Source organism: Bacillus sp. FSL W8-0848 (assembly GCF_038007805.1).
GTDB lineage: Bacteria > Bacillota > Bacilli > Bacillales > Bacillaceae > Bacillus > Bacillus glycinifermentans.
This window is the reverse complement of sequence record NZ_JBBOYB010000002.1, coordinates 120,619-141,539: the sequence shown is the minus strand read 5'-3', so window position 1 is coordinate 141,539 and position 20,921 is coordinate 120,619. Positions and strand designations below refer to the sequence as shown.

Here is a 20,921-nt window from a genome sequence, read left to right as displayed (position 1 = left end):
CTGTGAAAAGTATCGTGTTTTTCAGCTGGTCACGCTTTCTGAACGGCAGGTGCCGCGGACGGCCCGTCATAATTCGTAATCATTTTGTCAGCATACAGCCGGGCGGAATGCCCTTCCCCCAAAAAGCCCGCAGAAGTCAGCACAGCAGCCAGCGACAATGTGACGGACAACAGCTTAGCTTTCATACAATGCATCTCCCCTTTGAATTTTTCGTCTTGCCTGAGCGCTCTTTTCATAATAAAAAATGGAATCTTTTAGTCGCTCAATTTGATTATAATATTGGGCGGCATCCAAAGCCAGCTCTTCAACGGCCGCGTAGAGACGTTTTGACTCCAAATAATCAAACCCCTTTTGGACGGCGCCGCGGTCCCCGCCGTCTAAATACAGGCCGCGCAAAATGTTGAGCTTTGCCTCGTGCTCTTCATCGTGAAGGGATGCCGCGCTTTTGATGCCTTTTTCATAGCACTCGGCCGCTTCAGCGTGCCTTGACTGCTTTAAACGGACGTACATCAAGTTATACAATACCTTAGGCACGTATGACGACGTTTCTTTTTCAAATATGGATAAAGCGTTTTCCATATGTTCTGAGGCTTGCTGATACGCTTTAAGATAAAAGTAACAATTCCCCAGATTAAAATGGGCGGATGCCGTCAAATGGCTGTTTCCGATTGTCTCGGCATCCTCAAGCGCATGTTTAAGATTTGTGAGCGCATCGTTGTATTTCATCGATTCGACCAAATTTCCGGCGATGATAAAATCACAATAAATCTTTTTCTCCTTTAATGTTTCATAAGATTGAAAAATATCGGAAGCCATCGTCGCGTAGTTGATGGAAAGGTACCTCTGATTGATATAGTAATAAATTTCGGCGAGCTTATAATAAAATTCGGCTTTTTCAACCTTGTCCTCTAATGCGTTCACTTTTTGTTCGGCCATTTTATAACAGCTGATCGCTTTGACGAATTCCCTTTTCTTAAACTCGTACATTCCTTTAAAAAACCAAAAATAATAATTTAACAGACCTGTCATCTGGTCCTCTTTTTCCTCTAAATCACGAAGATTTTTTTCGATGTTTTCGCTTTTTTTCGGCTTCAGATAGCTGAGCATCAGCTTGTGCCTGAATTCAAGCAGAGAGTAATAAAGCAGCACATCCTGATTTTCTTCCATGTCCTCGAAGTCGCGCAATATTTCGGCTTTCAGCAACTCGCTGGCGGCAACCTGATTTTTCCGAATGGCGCTGTACCAGTCATTCAGCTTTGCTGCAACGTATTCAGATGGAATCTTTTGTTTCAATTTCCTCCCGCCCCCTCGGCTCGAACATCTCGATGTCTAGATTAACTTCATAAATTGATTTTCGCAGCTCACATCCAAGACTAAAAGACTAATATATTTAGAGATGTCAAACATTATACCATACAAATGGCGCGTTTTTTCGCGATTTAAAAATAGGAGGGACGGCTTTCTTCATGCATGCTGATTAAAGTGCGGTTTCCGCTTCTCCAAAAATGCGCGGATCCCTTCCTGATGATCTTTTGTCATCCTCATTCTGAGCTGTGCTGCTTTTTCAAGCGCGAGCGTTTGCTCAAGGCGTCCGGCGTTCAAGGTTCGGTATATTTTTTTCGTCTCGATCATCGCACAAAGCGGCGACTCAAGAAGCTTTTCGAGATGCGCGCCGGCATGCCTGTCAAGATCGCCGCTGAACACGGCATCAACAAGGCGGAGCTTCTGGGCTTCGTCCGCCGTCAATTTTTTGCCGCTCCAAATCAGTTCCTTTGCCGCCGTTTCGCCGACTCTCCGCTCCAAGAAAAAATGGCCCCCGCCGTCCGGGATCAGTCCGATGCCGATAAAATTCATCGCCAGCTTTGCTTCTTTTTCAGCGAGCACATGGTCACAGCCGAGCGCCAGACTCATGCCGAGCCCGGCTGCCGCTCCGTGGACGGCCGCTACCGTGATCTTCGGCATATTGTAGAGCATCATCACAATGTCGTTAATCGTATCGATAACCTCTTCTGCCAAGTTCTCATCCGCGGAAGACAGCATCATCTTAATATCGCCGCCTGCTGAAAACCCTTTTCCGCTTCCTTTGATCAGCATGATCCTGGACGTGCTTTCCTCCGCCAGTATGAAAGTCTCTTTCAGCTCCTTGAGCATGTTTTCGTTCAGGGAATTATACGCCTCAGGCCGATTCAGCACCACCTCAAATACTTCGCCGCTGTCCTTCCATTTAATCAATTCCATGAGACCACCTCCATTGAATGCGTTTCCATCAGGGGATTGCTTAACTATTCCACTTTTTATTTTCAAAACCTTTTTTTCAAGGCAGAATCGGCTGATTTATTCCATTTCAAGATCAACTGATACTGAAATAAGCCTTTTTAGTTGAATGATGGTCTTCATTTTTATATCATGATGGTAGAGAGCATGCGAAGAAAGGAGGGGGAAAGTGATCAAAACCATTTTGACGTTTTTGTTAAGTTTATCCATCTTAACGGTGTCATTCTTCGTTCAGGACGAGATCACCGGCTTCGATCCTGAAGCAAGCAGCCATACGTCTCTCAATTCCTCAAACCCTGAGACCCATGTTTTAAAGCCCCCTCCTTTGGCAAAAAGCTTTCTGAATCAAACAGGGAAGAATGCAAATGTTTTTTCTTCTGCACAAGCCGAAAGCGCAACCCGTTTCAACCCTCAGCTTGAGGTTCGGCACGGTGATTTGCTTTTGGAAAAAACGTGCGCCATCCCTGTGAAATACCAGTCGAATTACCTCTCCTGACTTTTCCTGTTTTGTCTGTATAATGATCAGATCAAAAGGAAAAAGTTATTTTGGAGGGATACGATTGAATATTAAAGAAAATGATCTGCCGGGCATCGGCAAAAAATTTGAAATAGAGACGAGAAATCATGAAAAAATGACGATTGTCGTTCATGACGACGGAAGAAGGGAAATCTACCGTTTTGACGACGAAGATCCCGATGAAATCGTGACCAACATTTCTCTTGATGACGGCGAGGCGAGGCAACTCGCCGCCATCCTCGGCGGAATGGTCTATAAGCCGCAGGCGCTTGAATCGATTGAGATGGCGTTTAACGACCTGATCATCGAATGGTTCAAAGTCGAAAAAGGGGCAAATGCCGTCGGCAAAACCCTCGGTGAAATCGACGTCAGGCAAAACTACGGCGTGACCGTCATCGCAATTATTAAAAAGAATCAGGAAAAATTGTTGAATCCTGGAGCAGACTCTGTTCTTGAAGAAAACGACACGCTCGTCCTGTCCGGTGAAAGAAAAAACCTCAAGAAAATGAAACAGGATTTTCTTTCCCGAAAGGGAGGGTGATGCTCATTGGATCATCTCGTATTTGAAGTCGGCACCGCGCTCCTGCTTGTTGCAATCGCTGCCTTAATCGCGAACCGGATTAAATTCTCGATCATTCCCTTTTTGATTATTCTGGGAATGATCGTCGGCCCGCACGCTCCGAGGATCGGCATCATAGACCTGAGGTTTATCGAAAGCTCAGAGATCATTGCCTTTTTCGGCAGAATGGGCGTCCTGTTTTTGCTCTTTTATCTCGGACTGGAATTTTCGATCGGAAAGCTGATCAAATCCGGACGATCCATCGCTGTCGGGGGAACGATTTATATTCTGATCAATTTCAGCTTAGGCGTCCTGTTCGGGTTCATCGCGGGCTTTGAGTTTCTCGAAGTCCTGATTGTCGCAGGGATCATCACGATTTCTTCGAGCGCAATTGTCGCCAAAGTACTCGTCGACCTAAAGAGGACGGCGAATCCGGAAACCGAGCTGATTCTCGGAATCATTATGTTCGAAGACATTTTCCTCGCCGTTTATTTATCCGTCGTCTCCGGGCTTGTCCTTGGCGATTCGACTTCAGTCGGAAAGGCGCTGCTTTCGATTTTGATCGCCTTCGGCTACATGATTTTGTTCTTTATCGTCGCCAGGAAGCTGCCGAAATTGTTAAATCGGCTGTTTGATATCCGTTCAAACGAAGTCTTTATTATCGTGATTTTTGCGCTGCTCTTCTTTGTCGCAGGCTTTTCGGAAACGATTCACGTTGCCGAAGCGATCGGTGCCCTGCTGCTCGGCCTCGTGTTTTCTGAGACAGAGCATTCCAGCCGGATCGAGCACCTGGTCGTGCCGTTTCGCGATTTCTTCGGTGCGATGTTTTTCTTCAGCTTCGGCTTGAGCATCGACCCGTTTACATTGGGAGATGCGGTATGGCTTTCTCTAGGCGCCGTCATCCTCACCTTGGCCGGAAACTTTATCGCCGGCATGGTCGCAGGCAGAAGAGCCGGGCTTTCCCATAAAGCTTCGTCCAATATCGGCTTAACGATCGTCTCACGCGGCGAGTTTTCGATCATCGTCGCCAATCTCGGGATCGCCGGCGGACTTTCAGCCACATTAAAGCCGTTTGCCGCTTTGTACGTGCTGATACTGGCCATATTGGGACCGCTCCTCACAAAGGAATCGAAACGGATTTTCAATATGCTGAATCATGTGTTTAAATGGAAAAAACCTGAAGCAAAAAAACAGCGAGGGTGACAGAAAGGAGACTCCTGCGGAGTCTCCTCAGATTGTTGACAAAATCATAAAACGGTTTATAGTTTTAGGATTTTGTCATCCTTTCAGCGTGATTGAAAACCCTTGCAGTCTAGGAAGGCCGAGCATCGGAGCGGAGCGAATGTTGGAATTCGTGAGCACCGACGCGCAGGCCTGACAACGAATGCGAGGGTTTGTCGACACGCTGAGGAGACTCCTGCGGAGTCTCCTTTTGCGTTTTCGCGGAAATGCAAGCCATTGGACATTCGCATTTTGAAAAGATATGATCAACTTGTCCAAATTTGATCCGGCTTTTTAGAAATTCCAAAAAAGAAAGGTGGAGAGTCTCGGTCTATGAGCAAATTTCATTCAGATTATACGATCACGATGAAAGATATCGTAAGAGAGGGGCACGACATACTGAGAAAAGCAACCGCCGGCGTCAGCCTTCCTCCATCCGAAGAAGAAAAGGAAGAGCTTTTGGCGATGCTGCAGTTTTTAAAAAACAGCCAGGACCCCGAGACGGCCAAAAGGTACGGTCTTCGCCCCGGCGTGGGATTGTCCGCAAACCAAATCGGCCTTGATAAACGGATGTTTGCCGCGTATTTTACAGACGAGAAGACTAGGCAGCACGAATACATGCTGCTGAATCCAAAAATCGTCAGCCATTCCGTCAAGATGATTTATCTGCCTGAAGGAGAAGGCTGCCTCTCCGTCGACAGGGACGTAAAAGGCTATGTTCCGAGGTATGAGAGAATCAAAGTGAAAGCATACGACATTACCGGAAAAGAAGTGGTGCTCAGGCTGAAAGGATACGCCGCCATCGTGGCCCAGCACGAAATCGACCATTTGAACGGAATCATGTTTTACGACCGGATCAACAGCGAAAACCCGTTCAAGCTTCCGGAAGGTGTAGAGATCGAAAGCGCATGGTAAACAAAAGGGCTTCCGGCGATGCCGGAAGCCTTTCTTATCCCCCGCTTTTGGCGTCTTGTCCAAACAGTTCTGACAAGTAGCGGAGTTTTTCTTCTGTATAGTGTTCAAATCTCTCATTGTACGATTTCGGGTCCTTTGGATTGGCGAAATGTGTGATTTTTCCCGTTTTCGGATCGACAAATTTGCTCGCCGCCCCGCACCCGATGCCGATAATCGTCTGCTTTTCTTCCATAATCATAATGTTATAGATGCTTTCCTGGCCCGGAAGAGAGTACCCGATATTTTCAAGGTTGCCGAGGATGTTTTTTTGTCTGTACAAATAGTAGGGACGGTAGCCGTGCTTTTTCGTCCAGGACACTGCGTCATCCATCATTGCGACGATTTCCTCGCGGTCTGCCACTTTATACTTATGCTTGTTTCTCGTCATTTCCGAAGCGCGTTTGAATGACAGCGTATGGACGGTCAGCGATTCCGGCATTAATTTCTCCGTTTCCGAAAGGGAGTTGCGGAATTCTTTAACGCCTTCCCCCGGGAGGCCGATGATCAAATCCATATTGATATTTGACATTCCGTGTTTGCGCGACAAATGGTATTTTTCGATCGTTTCTTCAACCGTATGATGGCGGCCGATCGCCTTTAATGTCTCGTTTTCATACGACTGCGGGTTGATGCTGATTCTGTCGATGTTCCATTTTTTTAAGACGTCAAGCTTTTCCGGGGTAATCGTATCGGGGCGGCCTGCTTCAACCGTGACTTCGCGGATGTTTTTGACATCGGGAAATGAACGGTGCATTTCCTCATACAACAGATCCATTTCTTCGGCCGTAATGCTTGTCGGCGTGCCGCCGCCAAAATAAACGGTCGTGATCTTGACGCCGTGTTCTTTCAGCCATTCGCCGATTTTCTGCATTTCGTAGTGAAGCCCCCATAAGAAAGAACCGACCCGTCCTGCCTGCCCTCTAATGGCATAGGCAGGAAACGTGCAGTAAGCGCATTTTGTCGGGCAAAACGGAATGCCGATATAAATGCTGACTTCCCTGTCAAGGTCGTATAAATCGGGCACGGCTTTAAGCTGGCGGTCAACGATGTTTTGCATCAGCTCGATCTTTTCGTCATGGATTAAGTAATCTCTTTTCAATTCGGCGTGTGCCGTTTCTTTTGACACCCCGCTTTGCAGTTTTTTGTGCAACAGCTTTGTCGGGCGTACTCCCGTCAGAATCCCCCACTTCTGAACGATCCCGGTATGTTCTTGAAGAACGCTTAAAAATACGTAAGAAACGGTATTTTTCACTTGCTTAAACGCTTCTTTCTCCGGCAACTCAGGGTCCAGTGACTTCGTGTACTCAGCTTTTATATCAGTTCCTTCAATCGCCCCTGCAGCCCGGACCGACGAAACGTCCCGCTCATAATGCAGGGCGATTGAAAGGTCCGGAGCAACTTTTTCGCCAATCGCGACCTCGGACTCTTCAAAAAACAGGTTGGCTATATTCTCGAGCGGCCTCACGAATCTGTCGTCCTGAAGCCCTTCTATATGAATGCGCAATATCATCACCTTTTTCGTTTCAAAACTTTCTTTAGTGTACAAAAATACCTCGCCAAAATCAATCCAGGAACACATCGCCGAAAAAAGCACTGCCGCTGTAAAGAATGCAGGCCAACAATAAAATCCCCGTTTTCTTAGAAAACAGGGATGAACATCCGTTTTACACTTTTCTGATATGAAATTTTTTGAGAAAGTCTTTGCTTTGCTGCTTTCTGAAATATTCTTTTAACATGTAGGCGACGCCTTGTTCATCGTTGGACCGCGTCACCCAGTCGGCTTTTTGCTTGACCTCCTGAGGGGCATTCCCCATGGCGACGCCCATCCCCGCCAGTTCAATCATCGGGAGATCATCGGTATCATGCCCGATCGCGACGACGTCCTCCATTTTAAAGCCGAGGTCTGCCGCAAGCATCGCCAAACCGGATTCTTTTGAAACCCCTTTTTGAACGATCAAGAGCTTTTCCCCGGCCTGGATGACATCTACTGAAGGAAAGGCATTCTCGATCGTATGCGTGATCTCTTTCTTTTCTTCCATCGTGCAGTAAACCTCAATGACCGGCGCGCTGACCGGTTCATCCATCAGCATATCGCTCAAGGAATCGACGAACTGCACGGGGTAAAAAATCGGGTCTGACGGATGGATCATCGTCTTTCCGAGCAGATTTGAGTTTGTTTTTTTCCGGTTGCCGATCGAATATTTTTCGTGCAGAATCCTGATATTGCAGTCATAGCTCTCCAATATTTGAACAAGATTAAACGTCTTTTCCTCAGAAATTCGTTTTTCATAAAAAGGCTCATCAATTTTGTCCGCAATAATTGCACCGCTATGGGTGATCAGCTTTGCATCGAGCTTTAGCGATTTGGCGATTTTTAACGCGGAGCGAAAATGTCTGTTCGTCACAAGCGTTACATAAACGTCTTTCTTCTTAGCGTATTCTATCGCTTCCTTCGTTGCGGGATGAAGCCGTCCGTTTGTCCGAAGCAGCGTTCCGTCTATATTCAGCGCAAGCATTTGTTTTGACACCTGGAGGTCCCCCTTCTTTGATGACTGTACCTGTTATAGAGAATATGTCCCGAAGGGCTCCTTTAGAACAGACCTCAAACTAAAAAAGCCTGTCTGCACAGACTTTTCGTTCGCATCTTTCGGATACGATCATGATTCTCCCTTATTGAAAAACTGCGAATTCAATGCCCCTTTCATTCAATTCGCAAAAGATATAATAAACCCCTTTTGTCTGACCGGCATATGCGCTTATTCTCTGTACCCCTTAGCTTTTGCCGCTTAGTCGTATATGCTCATGATCGTATCCCGGCAAAATGTAAGCACTTACACATTGTATTATCTCAGCAATTTCATCAATTGACAAGTCTTTTTTAAAAATTAATGAAGTTATTTGTTTACTTAATTAAGTATAGTCCGGCGGGCTGGATCGGCTGCACATAAAAAAACCCCCGCTTTTCAATGGAAAGCGGGGGTTTTGATCAGCTTTCAGGATGTCCGTAAAGCTCTTCGAGCGGTTTCATGATGATTTTGTTTAATTCGGCAATCAGCATGCTCATCCGCTGTTCTGCATCCATCAGCTTTGAAATTTTCTCGTGTTGCTGAACAAGTGCCACAGATTTTTGCGCTTGTTCAACTTCTTCCTGGGAGATCATTTCACCATTCATCTGTTTTTGCTGAAGTCTTAGCTGGATATCGCGAAAATTGTCAAACATCCTTTTTGCCGAAGGATCAGCATTTACATCATCGTAAAGGCCCTTCAATTGAGAGTATTCATCGCTTTGGCGCAAGGCTTTTTCCAAATCGTAAGCCGAGTCGTATAAATTGACCGTCATGTTTCATACGCTCCTTTCCTGCCGCATTCTTATGGATATGGCACCACTCCACTATAACAGACTATGGAGCGTTTTTCACAGTTATACTTTCAATTCCGTTTCCATCTTTAAAACAGAATGACAAAAACGGCTTGAATCGCCCCGATGATTCCGCCGAGCAGCCCGCCCAAATACGTAATCATTTTAAATTCGCGCTTGGAAATCGACAGAACCATTTCTTCCAGCCGTTCAACCGGAAAGTTGTCGACCTGCTCCTTAACGATGTCTTCGAGACGAAGCTGTTTCAGCACGTCATCAAGATGGCGGCACGCCGCGTCAAGCAAACGGCCGGTCACCTCCGGCAGGCGCTTTGCTGCATCCGTTTCAAACATGGAGACGTACGACCCCGTTGTTCTTTCGAAAAATGGCGCGAGGGAAAACCTTGTCATGATCTTTTTCTTCACATTCATGATGAGGTTTTCCAGGTTCCATTTTTCATCGGCTTCTTTAAACGAGTACTCTTTCAGCTTGTCCCATTCGTTTTGCAGCAGATCTGTTAAAAGCCGGGCGGTTTCATCGTTTTTCAAAAACTTCAGGATCTCCGGCCGGACGCGGTCAACGAGGCTGCTGTTTCCTAAAAACATCTGCACCATGCTGCCGATCATGCCGCGCTCCTTCAGAAAATCGTCAATCATATTGCCAAGCCGGCTTTTTCCTGCTTCGCTTTCAAAGTAGCTGACAGCCCGCTCTAAAATATAGTCTGACACCATCGGGAGTTTTTCGCTCAGCTTGTCCTGGGCTTCTTTTGGGATCAGGTCTTTCAATGGTTCGTTTTTATATGTCGCCAAATAAGCGGATAGCTTTTCATCCGTCCATTTGTTTACAAATTGATCCGCTTTCTGAGCTGCATTGGTCACCCCGATCGCTTCAAGCGCTTCTGCAACGGTCATCTGTGATTCGCTTGCAGCTGAAATCAGCCGTTCGCCCAGCTGTACCGCCTGTTTCTGGACTGCGTCAGAGGCCAGCTTTTTTTTGATTCCTTCGGTTGTCAGCAGATGGTTGACGACCATTTGTCCCATCTGCCTCGCCAATTCGTCGCGCCGCTTCGGAATCAATCCGGGAGTAAAAGGGATCCTCTTCCCGAATATGTAATGCGCCTTATAAGGGCGAAAAAGCATTTGAATCGCAAAATGATTCGTCACAGCTCCGATCAGAGCGCCGATGACGATCATGAAAATAAAAGTACCGACAACATTCATTCTTTCCACTGCCTTCCGTTTCACCTGACTTGTTACATAGACTGCATTTCTCAACGGCCATCTATGCATATCGTTATTATAGTAGCTGAACAAAAGACGGGCAAATTCGGGAATGATACGGGCGCGACAAAAATAGAATGGGTCAGGTGGATATTTTTGAAAAGCTTCTGTTCGCGAGTGGCAGAGCCCGAACCATGGAATGCGAATCATGATACAGGAGTTCATGTACAGGAGGGTTTTTAACAAGGAGGAATAAGCATGATGACGCTTGGATTTATGTCGCTGTCCCATCAGCATGAAAAAGCCTATGCCGAAGAATTGGCGAAAAAGGCTTCAGATTACGGAATCGGTTTTATCCGGTTTACTCCTTTGGATATTTCCCCGGGATCCATGCTTGTGAAAGCATTGACCTACCACCCGAAATCGGGACAGTGGAACGAGGTTGAACGCGAAATCCCCGAGCTGATCTATGACCGCTGTTTCTACGGCAGAAACCAGCAGTCGAAAAAAGCGAAGCCGATCGTGGAATGGCTGAAAAAATACCCGAAAACAGAATTTCTCGGACTCGGACTTCCCGAAAAATGGACGGTCTACAATGCGTTGAAAGCGGACCCTGTCCTTCAGGCTTACCTGCCGCCGACATCGCTCGCCGCAAGCGCGCAGGCCGTCCTTCGGCGGCTGGCGAAAGAGAAATCGTGCATCTTGAAGCCGGCATACGGCTCCGGAGGCCGGGGAATCATTCACCTTGAGCTTTCCGGGAAAACGGTGAAAGCCGCCTACCAGGTCGGAAAGCATAAGCAAATCAAATCATTTTCAAAACAGGCTTCTTTTGAAACATGGTGCAAAAAAGTCCTTCAGCACCGCTACCTTTTGCAAACGTTTCTCGACATCCAAGATAAAGACGGGTATCCGTGCGACATCAGGCTGTTATTGCAGAAAAACGGCTCCGGCGAATGGGAGACCGTCGGAAAAACGGTGAGACGAAGCTATCAGCACGGACTGCTCACCAACTTGGCCGGAGATTCCGAATCCGTAAGCTTTGACAGCTGGCTGTCAAGTGTTCCGAAAAAACGGCAGGCCGTCCTTCTCGACGATTTAGATACGATCGCAAACGCCGTCCCCCATGCGCTCGAATCAGGGCACGGCCCATTGTTCGAGCTCGGCCTTGATATTTGTTTGACGAAAGACGGGAAGGTCTGGCTCCTCGACGTCAATTCAAAGCCGGGGAAAAAAGCGTTTTTACAGCATTCTCCTGAAAACAGGGAACTTTTATACAACGGGCCCCTCGAATATTGCTCCTTTTTGGCGGCATCGCGGGACAAGAAAGGAGTTGGAAGGAAATGAACGCTAAAACGCTGACGGTCGGGATTCACCAAAACAGCGAAAACATGATGCTGCTTCCGGCTTCTTACAAACAGGAAGGCCTGTTGTACGCCGCTTTCGGAACGACTGTTGAAAGGTGTCATGTTTCCTTTGAGAGCGACTTGAAGCAAACCGTTTTGCTTTCTGAAAACCTGTATAAAAATTTACGGATTCCATACCGCGGAAAAGCGGCATTGCTGTTTCACGACAGCACCGTCTATATCGGCCCTTTAATCGGCATTTTCACCGCCGGCTTCACAAAGTCGGAACTTGCGCCGGTCAGGGGGCGCTCTTTGTTTTTTTCAAAGCTTTTGACGATGGATCTTCCGGCCGGAGGCTACTGCTACATGTTCGGCGCCCACCAGATTCAGTGGGAGGACGGAACGGTGCGCGGCCTTATTTTTCGGGAAAATGGCTGGCAGGAAGTGATCGTTCCCCTCCCAAATGTCGTATATGACAGATTGCCGAATAGGCAATCTGAGGATGAAGACGCCTTGCAGGAAACGAAAGCCCGGCTGATGAACGAGTACCGCATTCCGTGGTTCAATCCCGGCTTCTTTAACAAATGGGACATATACGAATCCTTGCGGGAAGACGAAAGAACGGAACCGCTCCTTCCGTACTCGGTTCTTGCGCCGTCGGCAAAAAAACTCGACGACATGGTCGCCCAATACGGCACGGTCTATGTGAAACCGGCCAACGGCAGCCTTGGAAACGGAATTTTCCAGCTATCCAGACAAGGGGAAAACGGGCTCCTTGCCAGGCATGCGGAGGGTGACAAATCTTATTCATCTGCGGACCTATTTTTGAATGACATACAAAAGCGAAAAGAAGAAATCCCGTATATCGCACAGCAGGGAATTGAACTGATCAGGATTGACGGCCACCCGGCCGATTTCAGAGTCCATACGAACAAAAACAGAAAAGGCACATGGACGGTTACGGCGATCGCCGTCAAAATCGCGGAAAGGGGCGGGATTACAACCCATATGTCAAAGGGCGGCGTCGTGAAAACGCTAGCCCAAATCTATGATGATCCGAAAGAACGGCTTCATATTCTGCAAAAGCTGACAAAAACGGCCCTATTGATCAGCAGTGTAATCGATGAAAAAACGGAAGGCTTTATCGGGGAAATCGGTTTTGATCTTGGAATGGACGAATCGAAAAACGTCTGGATGTTTGAAGCCAACTCCCGGCCCGGGCGGGCAATCTTCGCCCATCCCGGTTTAACATCCGTCAGCCGGCTGACGAAAAGAATGAATTTTGAATACGCTTCTTACTTAACCGAGCAATCGATCCTTTTTCCCGAGAAGCTGTGGCAAAACTCTTAAGCCGCGGAGAACACGACTCTTCGCGGCATTTTTCTATGAAAAGAGCCCTATGATCTTTCCTGTGAATAAGATACAATGATAACAAATCAAACGTCTAGTTAGCAGCTTGGTTCGGCGGATCGTTTTGAAATCGATGAAGGAGCGTGGCACTTTATGATTTCTCACTTTCAATGGAAACCGTTGTTTAAAAAAGAAAAACTGCCCGGCTGGAAAATCTCGTTTTACCATAAAGGAACGCATTATGAAGGGATTTATCATCAATCAGGGGAAATCGAATGGGGAAGCGTCTATCCGCCGCACGATGATGAACCATCGCTTAAAAGCGAAATTCATGAGTTAATGCTCTTCCATATTTACGAGTAAACAGAAAAGGAAGTTTTTCAAATGCTGGAAAAATTAAAAGCTTTGTACGGGGAACGGCTGGTCGCTTCCGGATCGGTTCCAAAACATCAAGCACTCTGGTTTCAAACGGACGACGGAGAGACATTCGGCGTCTTGAAAGAGGCGGTTACCGATCGGGAAAAACGGCTGCTTTTCGCTTTGTTCCGGCCTTTTTATGAACCGCATCCATCGGAATTGACGCCCCGTGAGAAAGAATGGCACCGGTATTTTTTCGAAAATGCCCCGTTGGAAAACCCGCAAAACGCTCAGTTCGTCCAAGGGCATTTTTTCAAAATGAAACATTCCCCCGAAGAAAGATACGCTATAAAGGAAGCGGTCAGCGGATTTTTCGAACGCCCTCTCGTGGTGTGGTACAGCCTTCATGAAGCCTTGATCATTCATGAAGATCCGTCACCGTCCCTTTCCAAACAGCAGCTCACAGAGCTTGCGGACGCGCTGACAAGCGATTTTTTGGCAAATCCCGTCTTTTTCAGCGGCCAGCTTCATCACATCAACGCTTCGCTTCGGGAAAAAATCGGCTTTGAGAAACAGATGTTTCAGCATATTCTGGCGAATCACGATCACGGCAGCGTCTCCTCTTTTTATCAGTTCCTTCCGTCTTTTATGACGGCAAAGCCGGGGAAAATCAAGACGGGGGCGTTTTCGGATCTGGTTAAAGACGCGCTGTCAGACTCTGAGACAGCGCAGACCATCAAGACGTATATGAAGTGCAACCTGAATGCCTCCCTGACGGCGAAGCGGCTGTTTATCCACCGAAACAGCCTGCAGTACAGAATCGACAGATTTATCGACAAAACGGCAATCGATATCAGACAGTTTGAAGAAGCTTGCGCCGTCTACATGATCATGAATGCATTGGCACGCTAAACAGCAAAGTGCACGAATCCAAATTGTGCATCATGTCCATTTACACGAATGATTCAATTTTATAAACTGAAAACAAATAAAAGCGCTTACATAAAAAGGGGGAGAAACATGGCAGAGCTTGTGCTGGACCGGATTTACAAAGTGTACGACAATAAAGTGACAGCTGTGGACAATTTTAATCTTCATATAGAAGACAAAGAATTTATCGTGTTTGTCGGACCTTCAGGCTGCGGAAAATCGACAACGCTCAGAATGATTGCCGGCCTTGAAGAAATTACGGAAGGCGAATTCACCATCGACGGAAAGCGGATGAATGATGTCGCTCCGAAGGACCGCGACATCGCGATGGTGTTCCAGAATTATGCGCTCTATCCGCATATGAACGTCTATGACAATATGGCGTTCGGCTTAAAACTTAGAAAATTTCCGAAGGATGAAATCAAGCGACGGGTTCATGAAGCCGCCAAAATTTTAGGCCTTGAACAGTATTTGGACAGAAAGCCGAAGGCGCTTTCCGGAGGCCAGCGCCAGCGGGTCGCATTGGGACGCGCCATCGTCCGCGACGCCAAAGTGTTTTTGATGGATGAGCCTTTATCAAACCTTGACGCCAAACTGCGGGTTCAGATGCGCGCAGAAATCACCAAGCTCCACCAGCGCCTGCAAACGACGACGATCTATGTCACGCATGACCAGACAGAGGCGATGACGATGGCGACGAGGCTCGTTGTCATGAAAGACGGCGTCATCCAGCAGGTCGGCGCTCCGAAAGAGGTCTATGAAAACCCGGAAAACGTGTTTGTCGGCGGTTTTATCGGCTCTCCGGCAATGAACTTTTTCACCGGCAAGCTCACGGAAAAAACCTTTACATTCGGCGATGTTTCCGTTCTTGTTCCTGAAGGGAAAATGAAAATTTTGCGCGCGAAAGGCTACGTCGGAAAAGAAATCATCATGGGCATCAGGCCTGAGGACATTCATGACGAGCCAGTCTTCATCGAAGCCTCGAAGGAGTCAAAAATCGATGCAGCTATTGAAGTTGCTGAACTGATGGGCGCCGAAACAATGCTTTACTCCCAGGCCGGCGGCCAGCCGTTCATCGCAAGGGTCGATTCGCGGACCGACGTCCAGGCAGGCGATACGCTTGCTCTTGCTTTTGACATGAATAAATCGCACTTCTTTGATAAAGAAACAGAGCTCCGCATCCGCTCCGAAGGATGACGGACAGGAAATAAAGTTGACCGAAGCTTAGCACCCGCTATCCTTCGGTCAATTCAATTTCAACCCTTTCATCGTAAGAACAGTCTTGGCATGTATATAAATGAATACAGCTCGTTTCTTTCTGCATAAAAGAATCAAACTCCATATACGGGCTGTAAGGGCCGTAAAAATCGGTCACTCTCCCGGCATCGGCCATTTCGCTGCCGCACCTCGGGCAAATCCTTGCCTCGGCCAGCATTCCATTGCACACAGGACACATGTGGCATCCTCCTTGCTTTTTCCCTTAGCTTTCCCCTTCCGCTTAAATTTCACCTTTCAACATTTACCAGATTGATTTATGCATGGATTTCGCTCCAATCCATCATAATACGTAGTACAAGGCAGCATTGGGCTCAGCCAGAGAGGCAGCGGCTTTCAGCCGCAAGCTGGTGCAAATCCAGCCGGCCCAACCACACTAATTGATAAAGGAGTTTGAAAAGAATGGCTAACCAAAATTCTTCAAATCAGCTGCTTGTACCCGGAGCCGCTCAAGCGATCGATCAAATGAAAAACGAAATCGCTTCCGAGTTCGGCGTAAACCTTGGCGCTGAAACAACTTCACGCGCAAACGGTTCCGTCGGCGGAGAAATTACAAAACGTCTCGTTGCTCAAGCTCAAGCTTCTATGGGCGGACAACAATAATCATCAACTTCATATCATGGCTAAAGCAGAAGGTGCACTATTGCACCTTCTTTTTGCATGGGAAAATCCCGCACCCGTCTTCTCTGGTTTTCATATGCTGATAGAAAGGAGGAGTCGGCATGCAGCTTGTCGCAAGCATAAACTGGGAACTGCTTCAATTTGTCGGGATTTCCCTCTTGCACGAATATGTCGTCAATATTCGGCCGTTTTATGCGGCTTATCGCTTTCCTTGGACTTTTTCTTTCGGCCGATCTGACGTATGATAGACCAAATGGGAGGGATACGTCATGAAGATTGCGCTTTTTGGAGGTACAGGCCGTGTCGGACGAGCTTTTCTAATCGGCTTGCAGAAGACGGCAGACATTCCGTCTACGCTCTTGTCCGCTCAGAGCATCCAAATCTGCCGAATACATGCTGCCGGACGCTTTCGGGAAACGCAAGAAACCCGGATGACGTTCAAGCTTTAATAAGAGAAGCCGACATCGTTGTCAGCTGTTTAAATACAGATGGAGACGATACATTGACCGTCTCCACCCAAAACATTATACGCGCCATGAATGAACAAAACAAAAAAAGGCTGATCACAATCGGAACCGCCGGAATTTTAAATTCGAGGCAACATCCGTCACTTTACCGCTTTGAATCAGATGAATCAAAAAGGCGCTCAACTCGTGCGGCAAAAGAGCATGCCGACGTGTATGAGCGCCTCGTGAAAACAGATCTGGACTGGACAATCGTCTGCCCGACCTATCTTCCCGATGGTCCGGCAAGTGAAAGGTACCGGGTTGAGCGTGATTTCTTGCCGATCAATGGAAAAGAGATTACAACCGGCGACACCGCCCACTTTCTTTACACGCAACTTGAAAGCGGCCGGTTTATCCGCGCACGGGCCGGACTGGCTTATTGAACGCCGGGGCTCACCCCACAAGCGTTCCCCGGCCTTTTTGGAGCTCATACATTTGATAATATTGCCCTTTTTGTTTCATGAGCTCCTCATGATTGCCCTTTTCGATGATTTGCCCTTTATCAAGCACAAGAATTTGATCAGCGTTTTTGATGGTTGACAGCCTGTGGGCGATGATAAAGGTCGTGCGCCCTTTTTTGACAACGTCAAGCGCCTTTTGGATCACGGCTTCTGTTTCGGTATCGATATTGGCCGTTGCCTCGTCCAGCACGAGAATGGCCGGATCAAAGGCGAGCGCCCTTGCAAATGAAATGAGCTGCCTCTCCCCCGAGGAGAGGGTGCTGCCTTTTTCAATAACCGGCTCGTCAAAGCCTTTAGGCAAATGGGCAAGCAGTTTGTCAGCCCCTACATGCATTAATGCGGCTTCAATCTGCTCTTTTGTGATCTCTTCATTCTCAAGGCTGACATTCGAAGCAATCGTACCGGCAAACAGGTAGGGGTCCTGAAGCACGATGCCCATATGCTGTCTGATGTCCTGCCGCGGCCGATCATAAATGCTTGTTCCATCGATTTTGACATCGCCTTTTTGGATATCGTAAAAGCGGAAAAGAACGTTCATAATCGAGCTTTTGCCTGATCCCGTATGACCGACCAAGGCAACGGTTTCACCCTGTTTCGCCTCGAACGAAATGTTTTTTAATACATATTCACCGTCATCGCCGTACCGAAATGAGACATCCTCGAACACAACATGCCCTTTCACGCTGTCTCCGCTCGTTTCTCCAACATCGACACCCGGTTCATCCAAAAGCCGGAATACACGCTCAGATGATACCCTTGCAAGCTCAAGCTTCGGAAATTGGTTGACGATCCCGGTAATCGGCTCAAACAGCCGGGTCACGTAATCGACAAATGCATAAAGAACGCCGATCGAAATCATCCCTTCTGCATTGAGCGCAGCTCCTCCGAAGTACCAGATTAAAACAGCGATCATGACTTTTTGCAGAACGCCGACAAGGTTATGCGACATCAGCGAATTCAAATTGAGCATTTTGTTTTGATAACGAAAGTGGCTGTCGTTTAATTCTTCAAATTCGCGCATGATGTCCTTTTGGCGGCGGAATGCCTGAATGATCGGCATTCCTTGAATCGCCTCATTCATGTTGGCGTTAATCTCGCTGTTGATCGATCTGAGTTTATGATTGAAGCCTGACGCAAATTTGCGGTAGAAGGCCGCCCAAACCGCAATCAGCGGCAATATGATCAGGCAGGGGGCCGCAAGTCGGGCATCAAGCATGAACAAGGCTGCAAAAATCCCGGCCAGATATATCATGTTGGTCACAAACGTCGACAGGACGGTAACGTACAGGTCGCGGATCGCTTCCGTATCATTCGTTACCCGCGCGACAATCTTGCCGGCCGGCAAATTGTCAAAATAGCGGACAGGCAGCCTTTGAATGTTGGCAAAAACATCCTGGCGCATCTTCTGAATAATGCGGTTGGCGCTCATCTGCAAAAGATAGAATTGCCCGTAATGAAAAAAGATCGAGACGATGAGAAGTCCGAGGTACAGCAATACGAGCGATAAAAGCCCTTTGATTTCAGGTTCATAAAACGAGAAAACTTCAGACGCCGACAGCCGGACGGCCGGAAAGGATTCAGTCTGTCCTCCGCCCGTGATTCGCAATGCTCCGTCCTCTGCCGTCCTTTTTCCATCAAAAGGAACGGCCTCATCTACGAAATAATATGCCATGCCGACTTGGAAAACGCGGACTTCCTTCCGCTTGTTAAGCGTTGAATCTGCTCTGTCCTCCCTGACGTATTCCTTTCCTTTATAGGAAACTGTATACTCGCTCTTTTCCGAGACTTCATACCACGGTTTTTCAATCCCTAAAATATGGTCGTCAATCATTTTTTTTCCGATCATCGGCCCTGTCAGTTCGGCTGCGACGGCCACCGCGAGCATCAAGAGGGCGCAGATCAAAATGCGTTTATAAGAAAGTGCATATTGAAAAAGCCGTTTTCCGGTCTTCATGCCACAGTCCCCCCTTCTTCCCCTGAAGGCAGCTTCTGTGCTTCATGCTGCTCAAAATACCAACCTTTCCCTTCGATCAGCTCTTCATGCGTTCCCCGCTCTAAGATTTTGCCGCCCTCCAGGACAAGGATGAAATCGGCATGCTCGACCGCTGACATACGGTGCGAGGTAATAATGGTTGTTTTTCCTTTCCGATTCTGGCGGATGTTTTCGATAATCGCCGCTTCCGTTTTCGCATCCACCGCTGACAGCGAATCGTCCAAAATTAAAATATGGGGGTTGGCGATCAACGCTCTCGCAATCGAAATCCGCTGCTTTTGTCCGCCTGATAATGCCACTCCCTTCTCGCCGACCATCGTTTCAAGCCCCTCGGATAAAAGCTCGATATCCTTTTCCAAATGGGCGGCCCGAATCACGTCCTCTACCTCCTGTTCTTTTGCCCGTAATCCGCCGAATAAAATGTTCTCTTTTACCGTTTTTGAAAACAGCACATGATCCTGGGGCACGTATCCGATCCAGCTGTACAGCTCATCAAGCGGCAGACGCCCGATCGGCACACCGGAAATGCTGATCGTCCCCTCCCCTTCCGGATACTGTCGCAAAAGCTGTTTGATCAATGTCGTTTTTCCGCTCCCCGTCTTCCCTACGATTCCAACGGTCTGTCCCTTTAAAACCGTGAATGAAATCCCCGAAAGATTGCGCGAGCTTGAGCGTGGGTACGTAAAACTGACCTTGTCAAAGACGATATCTCCGGGTTCTGCAGTTTCAGGATGCGGTGCTTCTTTCACATCAGGCTGATAGCGAAGCGTTTCATTTACCCTGTCGAGCGATGCATTCCCTCTCTGCATAATATTGATCAGCTCGCCAATCGCGAACATCGGCCAGATCAGCATCCCCAAGTATACGTTGAAGGAGACGAGCTCCCCGAGCGTAAGCTGGTTGCGGAATACAAGGTAAGCCCCATACCCCAAACCGATTAAATAGCTGATTCCGACAAGCAGCTTCACCGTCGGCTCGAACAGCGAATCGATCAGCGCGACTTTCATGTTTTTTTGATAAACATCGGCCGTCATGCTGTTAAACCGCCTGACATCGTTTTTCTCCTGAACATATGCCCTGATCACCCGTACACCTGATACGGATTCAAGCACCTGATCATTTAGATCGCCAAACGCTTTCTGCGCCTCTGTAAAACGCTGATGAATTTTTCCTCCGTATATACTGATCGCCGCAGCCATCAACGGAAGGGGAATGATCGATGCAAGCGTCAGCTTCCAGCTGATCAAAAATCCCATCGTAAACAGAATCGTCAGCATAAACATGGTTGAGTCCACAAGCGTCAATATTCCGAAACCCGCCGTCATCGAAATCGCTTTTAAATCGTTTGTCGCCCTCGCCATCAAATCCCCTGTTCGGTTCTTTTCGTAAAACGGGGGCGTCATCTTTAACAAATGCCCCATCAGCTTTGACCGGAGGATTTTTTCGATCAGATTCGCCCCGCCGAACAGCTGATACATCCAGTTGTATGAGAGCGTGTAAACAACGAGCGAGAGCCCGATCAATAAACCGATATAACCGAACATCCGCATCGGCGAAAAAGCGCCTGACTGCATATCGTCAATCGCGTTTCCGAGCAGTTTCGGCGGAAACATCTCAAGTACATTTACGATTAACAACAGGACGATCGCGATCGTATAGCGCCGCCATGCGTTTTTAAAAAACCAGCCGAGCTTCCATAATACAGAAAACATTGATATCCACTCCTTTTTTAGCCGCCTTCAAGCTTTTCCTTACAGTCATTGATCTCGCGTCTAACATGTGGCATAACCCATTCCTCCTTTTGAAATATTCGAAAACCCGGCTGTTTCGGCCGGCTTTTCATCTATATAGAAAAACACTCGCGCTCCGGATCGGAAGACGGAATGTTTTTTCTCTGAAAAAAAAGACACGCCGGTTATGCAGCATGCCTTTTTGACATAAAAAAGGCGCATGTACGAAAGATGAACGTGACATGCGCCTTT

At 47.6% G+C, this 20,921-nt stretch carries 21 protein-coding genes and 1 pseudogene; 12 read left to right on the top strand and 10 right to left on the bottom strand.

Translation table 11 applies throughout. The features are described 5' to 3' along the window. Positions 1 to 29: 29 nt before the first annotated feature. The 3 genes from NSQ39_RS21475 to NSQ39_RS21465 form a co-directional block, all read right to left on the bottom strand. Positions 30 to 185 carry a hypothetical protein gene (locus tag NSQ39_RS21475; RefSeq protein ID WP_157759327.1) on the bottom strand — a complete coding sequence of 52 codons (156 nt, stop codon included), beginning with the start codon at positions 183 to 185 and terminating at the stop codon, positions 30 to 32. Then, complete coding sequence (locus NSQ39_RS21470; protein ID WP_046129504.1) at positions 175 to 1,293, bottom strand: Rap family tetratricopeptide repeat protein; 1,119 nt, start codon at positions 1,291 to 1,293, stop codon at positions 175 to 177. The genes NSQ39_RS21475 and NSQ39_RS21470 overlap by 11 nt, the downstream gene beginning before the upstream one ends. 171 nt (positions 1,294 to 1,464) lie before the next feature. Further along, a complete protein-coding gene (locus tag NSQ39_RS21465; protein WP_046129503.1) occupies positions 1,465 to 2,238 on the bottom strand; it encodes an enoyl-CoA hydratase in 774 nt (257 codons plus the stop codon). Between the two features lie 205 nt (positions 2,239 to 2,443). Here NSQ39_RS21465 and NSQ39_RS21460 point away from each other — a divergent pair, with 205 nt between their 5' ends. The 4 genes from NSQ39_RS21460 to def all read left to right on the top strand — a co-directional run bounded on the left by NSQ39_RS21460 (position 2,444) and on the right by def (position 5,486). Beyond that, positions 2,444 to 2,770, top strand: coding sequence for a hypothetical protein (locus NSQ39_RS21460; RefSeq protein WP_046129502.1), 327 nt, complete (start codon positions 2,444 to 2,446; stop codon positions 2,768 to 2,770). Between the two features lie 64 nt (positions 2,771 to 2,834). Then, on the top strand, positions 2,835 to 3,332 hold the full coding sequence (locus NSQ39_RS21455) for a cation:proton antiporter regulatory subunit (RefSeq protein ID WP_046129501.1): 498 nt from the start codon (positions 2,835 to 2,837) through the stop codon (positions 3,330 to 3,332). Between the two features lie 6 nt (positions 3,333 to 3,338). Then, positions 3,339 to 4,553, top strand: coding sequence for a cation:proton antiporter (locus NSQ39_RS21450; RefSeq protein ID WP_046129500.1), 1,215 nt, complete (start codon positions 3,339 to 3,341; stop codon positions 4,551 to 4,553). Between the two features lie 351 nt (positions 4,554 to 4,904). After that, a complete protein-coding gene (def, locus tag NSQ39_RS21445) occupies positions 4,905 to 5,486 on the top strand; it encodes a peptide deformylase (protein ID WP_046129760.1) in 582 nt (193 codons plus the stop codon). A 34-nt stretch (positions 5,487 to 5,520) separates the two neighbouring features. On the opposite strand, the gene NSQ39_RS21440 is transcribed toward def, so the two are convergent. The 4 genes from NSQ39_RS21440 to NSQ39_RS21425 form a co-directional block, all read right to left on the bottom strand. After that, complete coding sequence (locus NSQ39_RS21440) at positions 5,521 to 7,029, bottom strand: coproporphyrinogen III oxidase (protein WP_175077165.1); 1,509 nt, start codon at positions 7,027 to 7,029, stop codon at positions 5,521 to 5,523. A gap of 160 nt (positions 7,030 to 7,189) precedes the next feature. After that, entirely contained in the window at positions 7,190 to 8,053 is an 864-nt protein-coding gene (locus NSQ39_RS21435; protein ID WP_046129759.1) for a Cof-type HAD-IIB family hydrolase, read from the bottom strand. A 458-nt stretch (positions 8,054 to 8,511) separates the two neighbouring features. Then, entirely contained in the window at positions 8,512 to 8,865 is a 354-nt protein-coding gene (locus NSQ39_RS21430; RefSeq protein WP_046129758.1) for a YlbF family regulator, read from the bottom strand. 107 nt (positions 8,866 to 8,972) lie between these two features. Beyond that, on the bottom strand, positions 8,973 to 10,103 hold the full coding sequence (locus NSQ39_RS21425) for a DUF445 domain-containing protein (RefSeq protein WP_046129773.1): 1,131 nt from the start codon (positions 10,101 to 10,103) through the stop codon (positions 8,973 to 8,975). A 258-nt stretch (positions 10,104 to 10,361) separates the two neighbouring features. On the opposite strand from NSQ39_RS21425, the gene NSQ39_RS21420 reads away from it, so the two are divergent. The 5 genes from NSQ39_RS21420 to NSQ39_RS21400 all read left to right on the top strand — a co-directional run bounded on the left by NSQ39_RS21420 (position 10,362) and on the right by NSQ39_RS21400 (position 15,280). Beyond that, complete coding sequence (locus NSQ39_RS21420; RefSeq protein WP_046129757.1) at positions 10,362 to 11,447, top strand: YheC/YheD family endospore coat-associated protein; 1,086 nt, start codon at positions 10,362 to 10,364, stop codon at positions 11,445 to 11,447. Further along, on the top strand, positions 11,444 to 12,796 hold the full coding sequence (locus tag NSQ39_RS21415) for a YheC/YheD family endospore coat-associated protein (RefSeq protein ID WP_046129756.1): 1,353 nt from the start codon (positions 11,444 to 11,446) through the stop codon (positions 12,794 to 12,796). The genes NSQ39_RS21420 and NSQ39_RS21415 overlap by 4 nt, the downstream gene beginning before the upstream one ends. A 153-nt stretch (positions 12,797 to 12,949) precedes the next feature. Then, positions 12,950 to 13,159, top strand: a complete 210-nt coding sequence (locus NSQ39_RS21410; protein ID WP_046129755.1) for a YheE family protein — start codon at positions 12,950 to 12,952, stop codon at positions 13,157 to 13,159. Positions 13,160 to 13,180: 21 nt separating this feature from the next. Next, entirely contained in the window at positions 13,181 to 14,065 is an 885-nt protein-coding gene (locus tag NSQ39_RS21405; RefSeq protein ID WP_046129754.1) for a helix-turn-helix domain-containing protein, read from the top strand. A 108-nt stretch (positions 14,066 to 14,173) separates the two neighbouring features. Continuing rightward, positions 14,174 to 15,280: an ABC transporter ATP-binding protein gene (locus NSQ39_RS21400; protein WP_046129753.1), complete on the top strand. Its 1,107-nt coding sequence runs from the start codon at positions 14,174 to 14,176 to the stop codon at positions 15,278 to 15,280. Between the two features lie 37 nt (positions 15,281 to 15,317). Here NSQ39_RS21400 and NSQ39_RS21395 read toward each other — a convergent pair whose 3' ends face one another. Then, a complete protein-coding gene (locus NSQ39_RS21395) occupies positions 15,318 to 15,539 on the bottom strand; it encodes a hypothetical protein (protein ID WP_175077148.1) in 222 nt (73 codons plus the stop codon). A 221-nt stretch (positions 15,540 to 15,760) separates the two neighbouring features. Here NSQ39_RS21395 and NSQ39_RS21390 point away from each other — a divergent pair, with 221 nt between their 5' ends. From NSQ39_RS21390 to NSQ39_RS21380, 3 genes and pseudogenes are all read left to right on the top strand, one after another. Beyond that, positions 15,761 to 15,961 carry an alpha/beta-type small acid-soluble spore protein gene (locus tag NSQ39_RS21390; protein WP_046129751.1) on the top strand — a complete coding sequence of 67 codons (201 nt, stop codon included), beginning with the start codon at positions 15,761 to 15,763 and terminating at the stop codon, positions 15,959 to 15,961. Between the two features lie 119 nt (positions 15,962 to 16,080). Then, complete coding sequence (locus NSQ39_RS21385) at positions 16,081 to 16,224, top strand: hypothetical protein (protein ID WP_164918138.1); 144 nt, start codon at positions 16,081 to 16,083, stop codon at positions 16,222 to 16,224. A 24-nt stretch (positions 16,225 to 16,248) separates the two neighbouring features. Then, positions 16,249 to 16,868 (top strand): annotated as a pseudogene (locus tag NSQ39_RS21380) (NAD(P)-dependent oxidoreductase). Between the two features lie 10 nt (positions 16,869 to 16,878). On the opposite strand, the gene NSQ39_RS21375 reads toward NSQ39_RS21380, so the two are convergent. Together NSQ39_RS21375 and NSQ39_RS21370 are read right to left on the bottom strand one after the other, a co-directional pair. Next, positions 16,879 to 18,900: an ABC transporter ATP-binding protein gene (locus tag NSQ39_RS21375; protein WP_175077147.1), complete on the bottom strand. Its 2,022-nt coding sequence runs from the start codon at positions 18,898 to 18,900 to the stop codon at positions 16,879 to 16,881. Beyond that, positions 18,897 to 20,651: an ABC transporter ATP-binding protein gene (locus NSQ39_RS21370; protein WP_341017321.1), complete on the bottom strand. Its 1,755-nt coding sequence runs from the start codon at positions 20,649 to 20,651 to the stop codon at positions 18,897 to 18,899. Before NSQ39_RS21370 ends, NSQ39_RS21375 begins: the two co-directional genes overlap by 4 nt. Positions 20,652 to 20,921 lie beyond the last annotated feature (270 nt).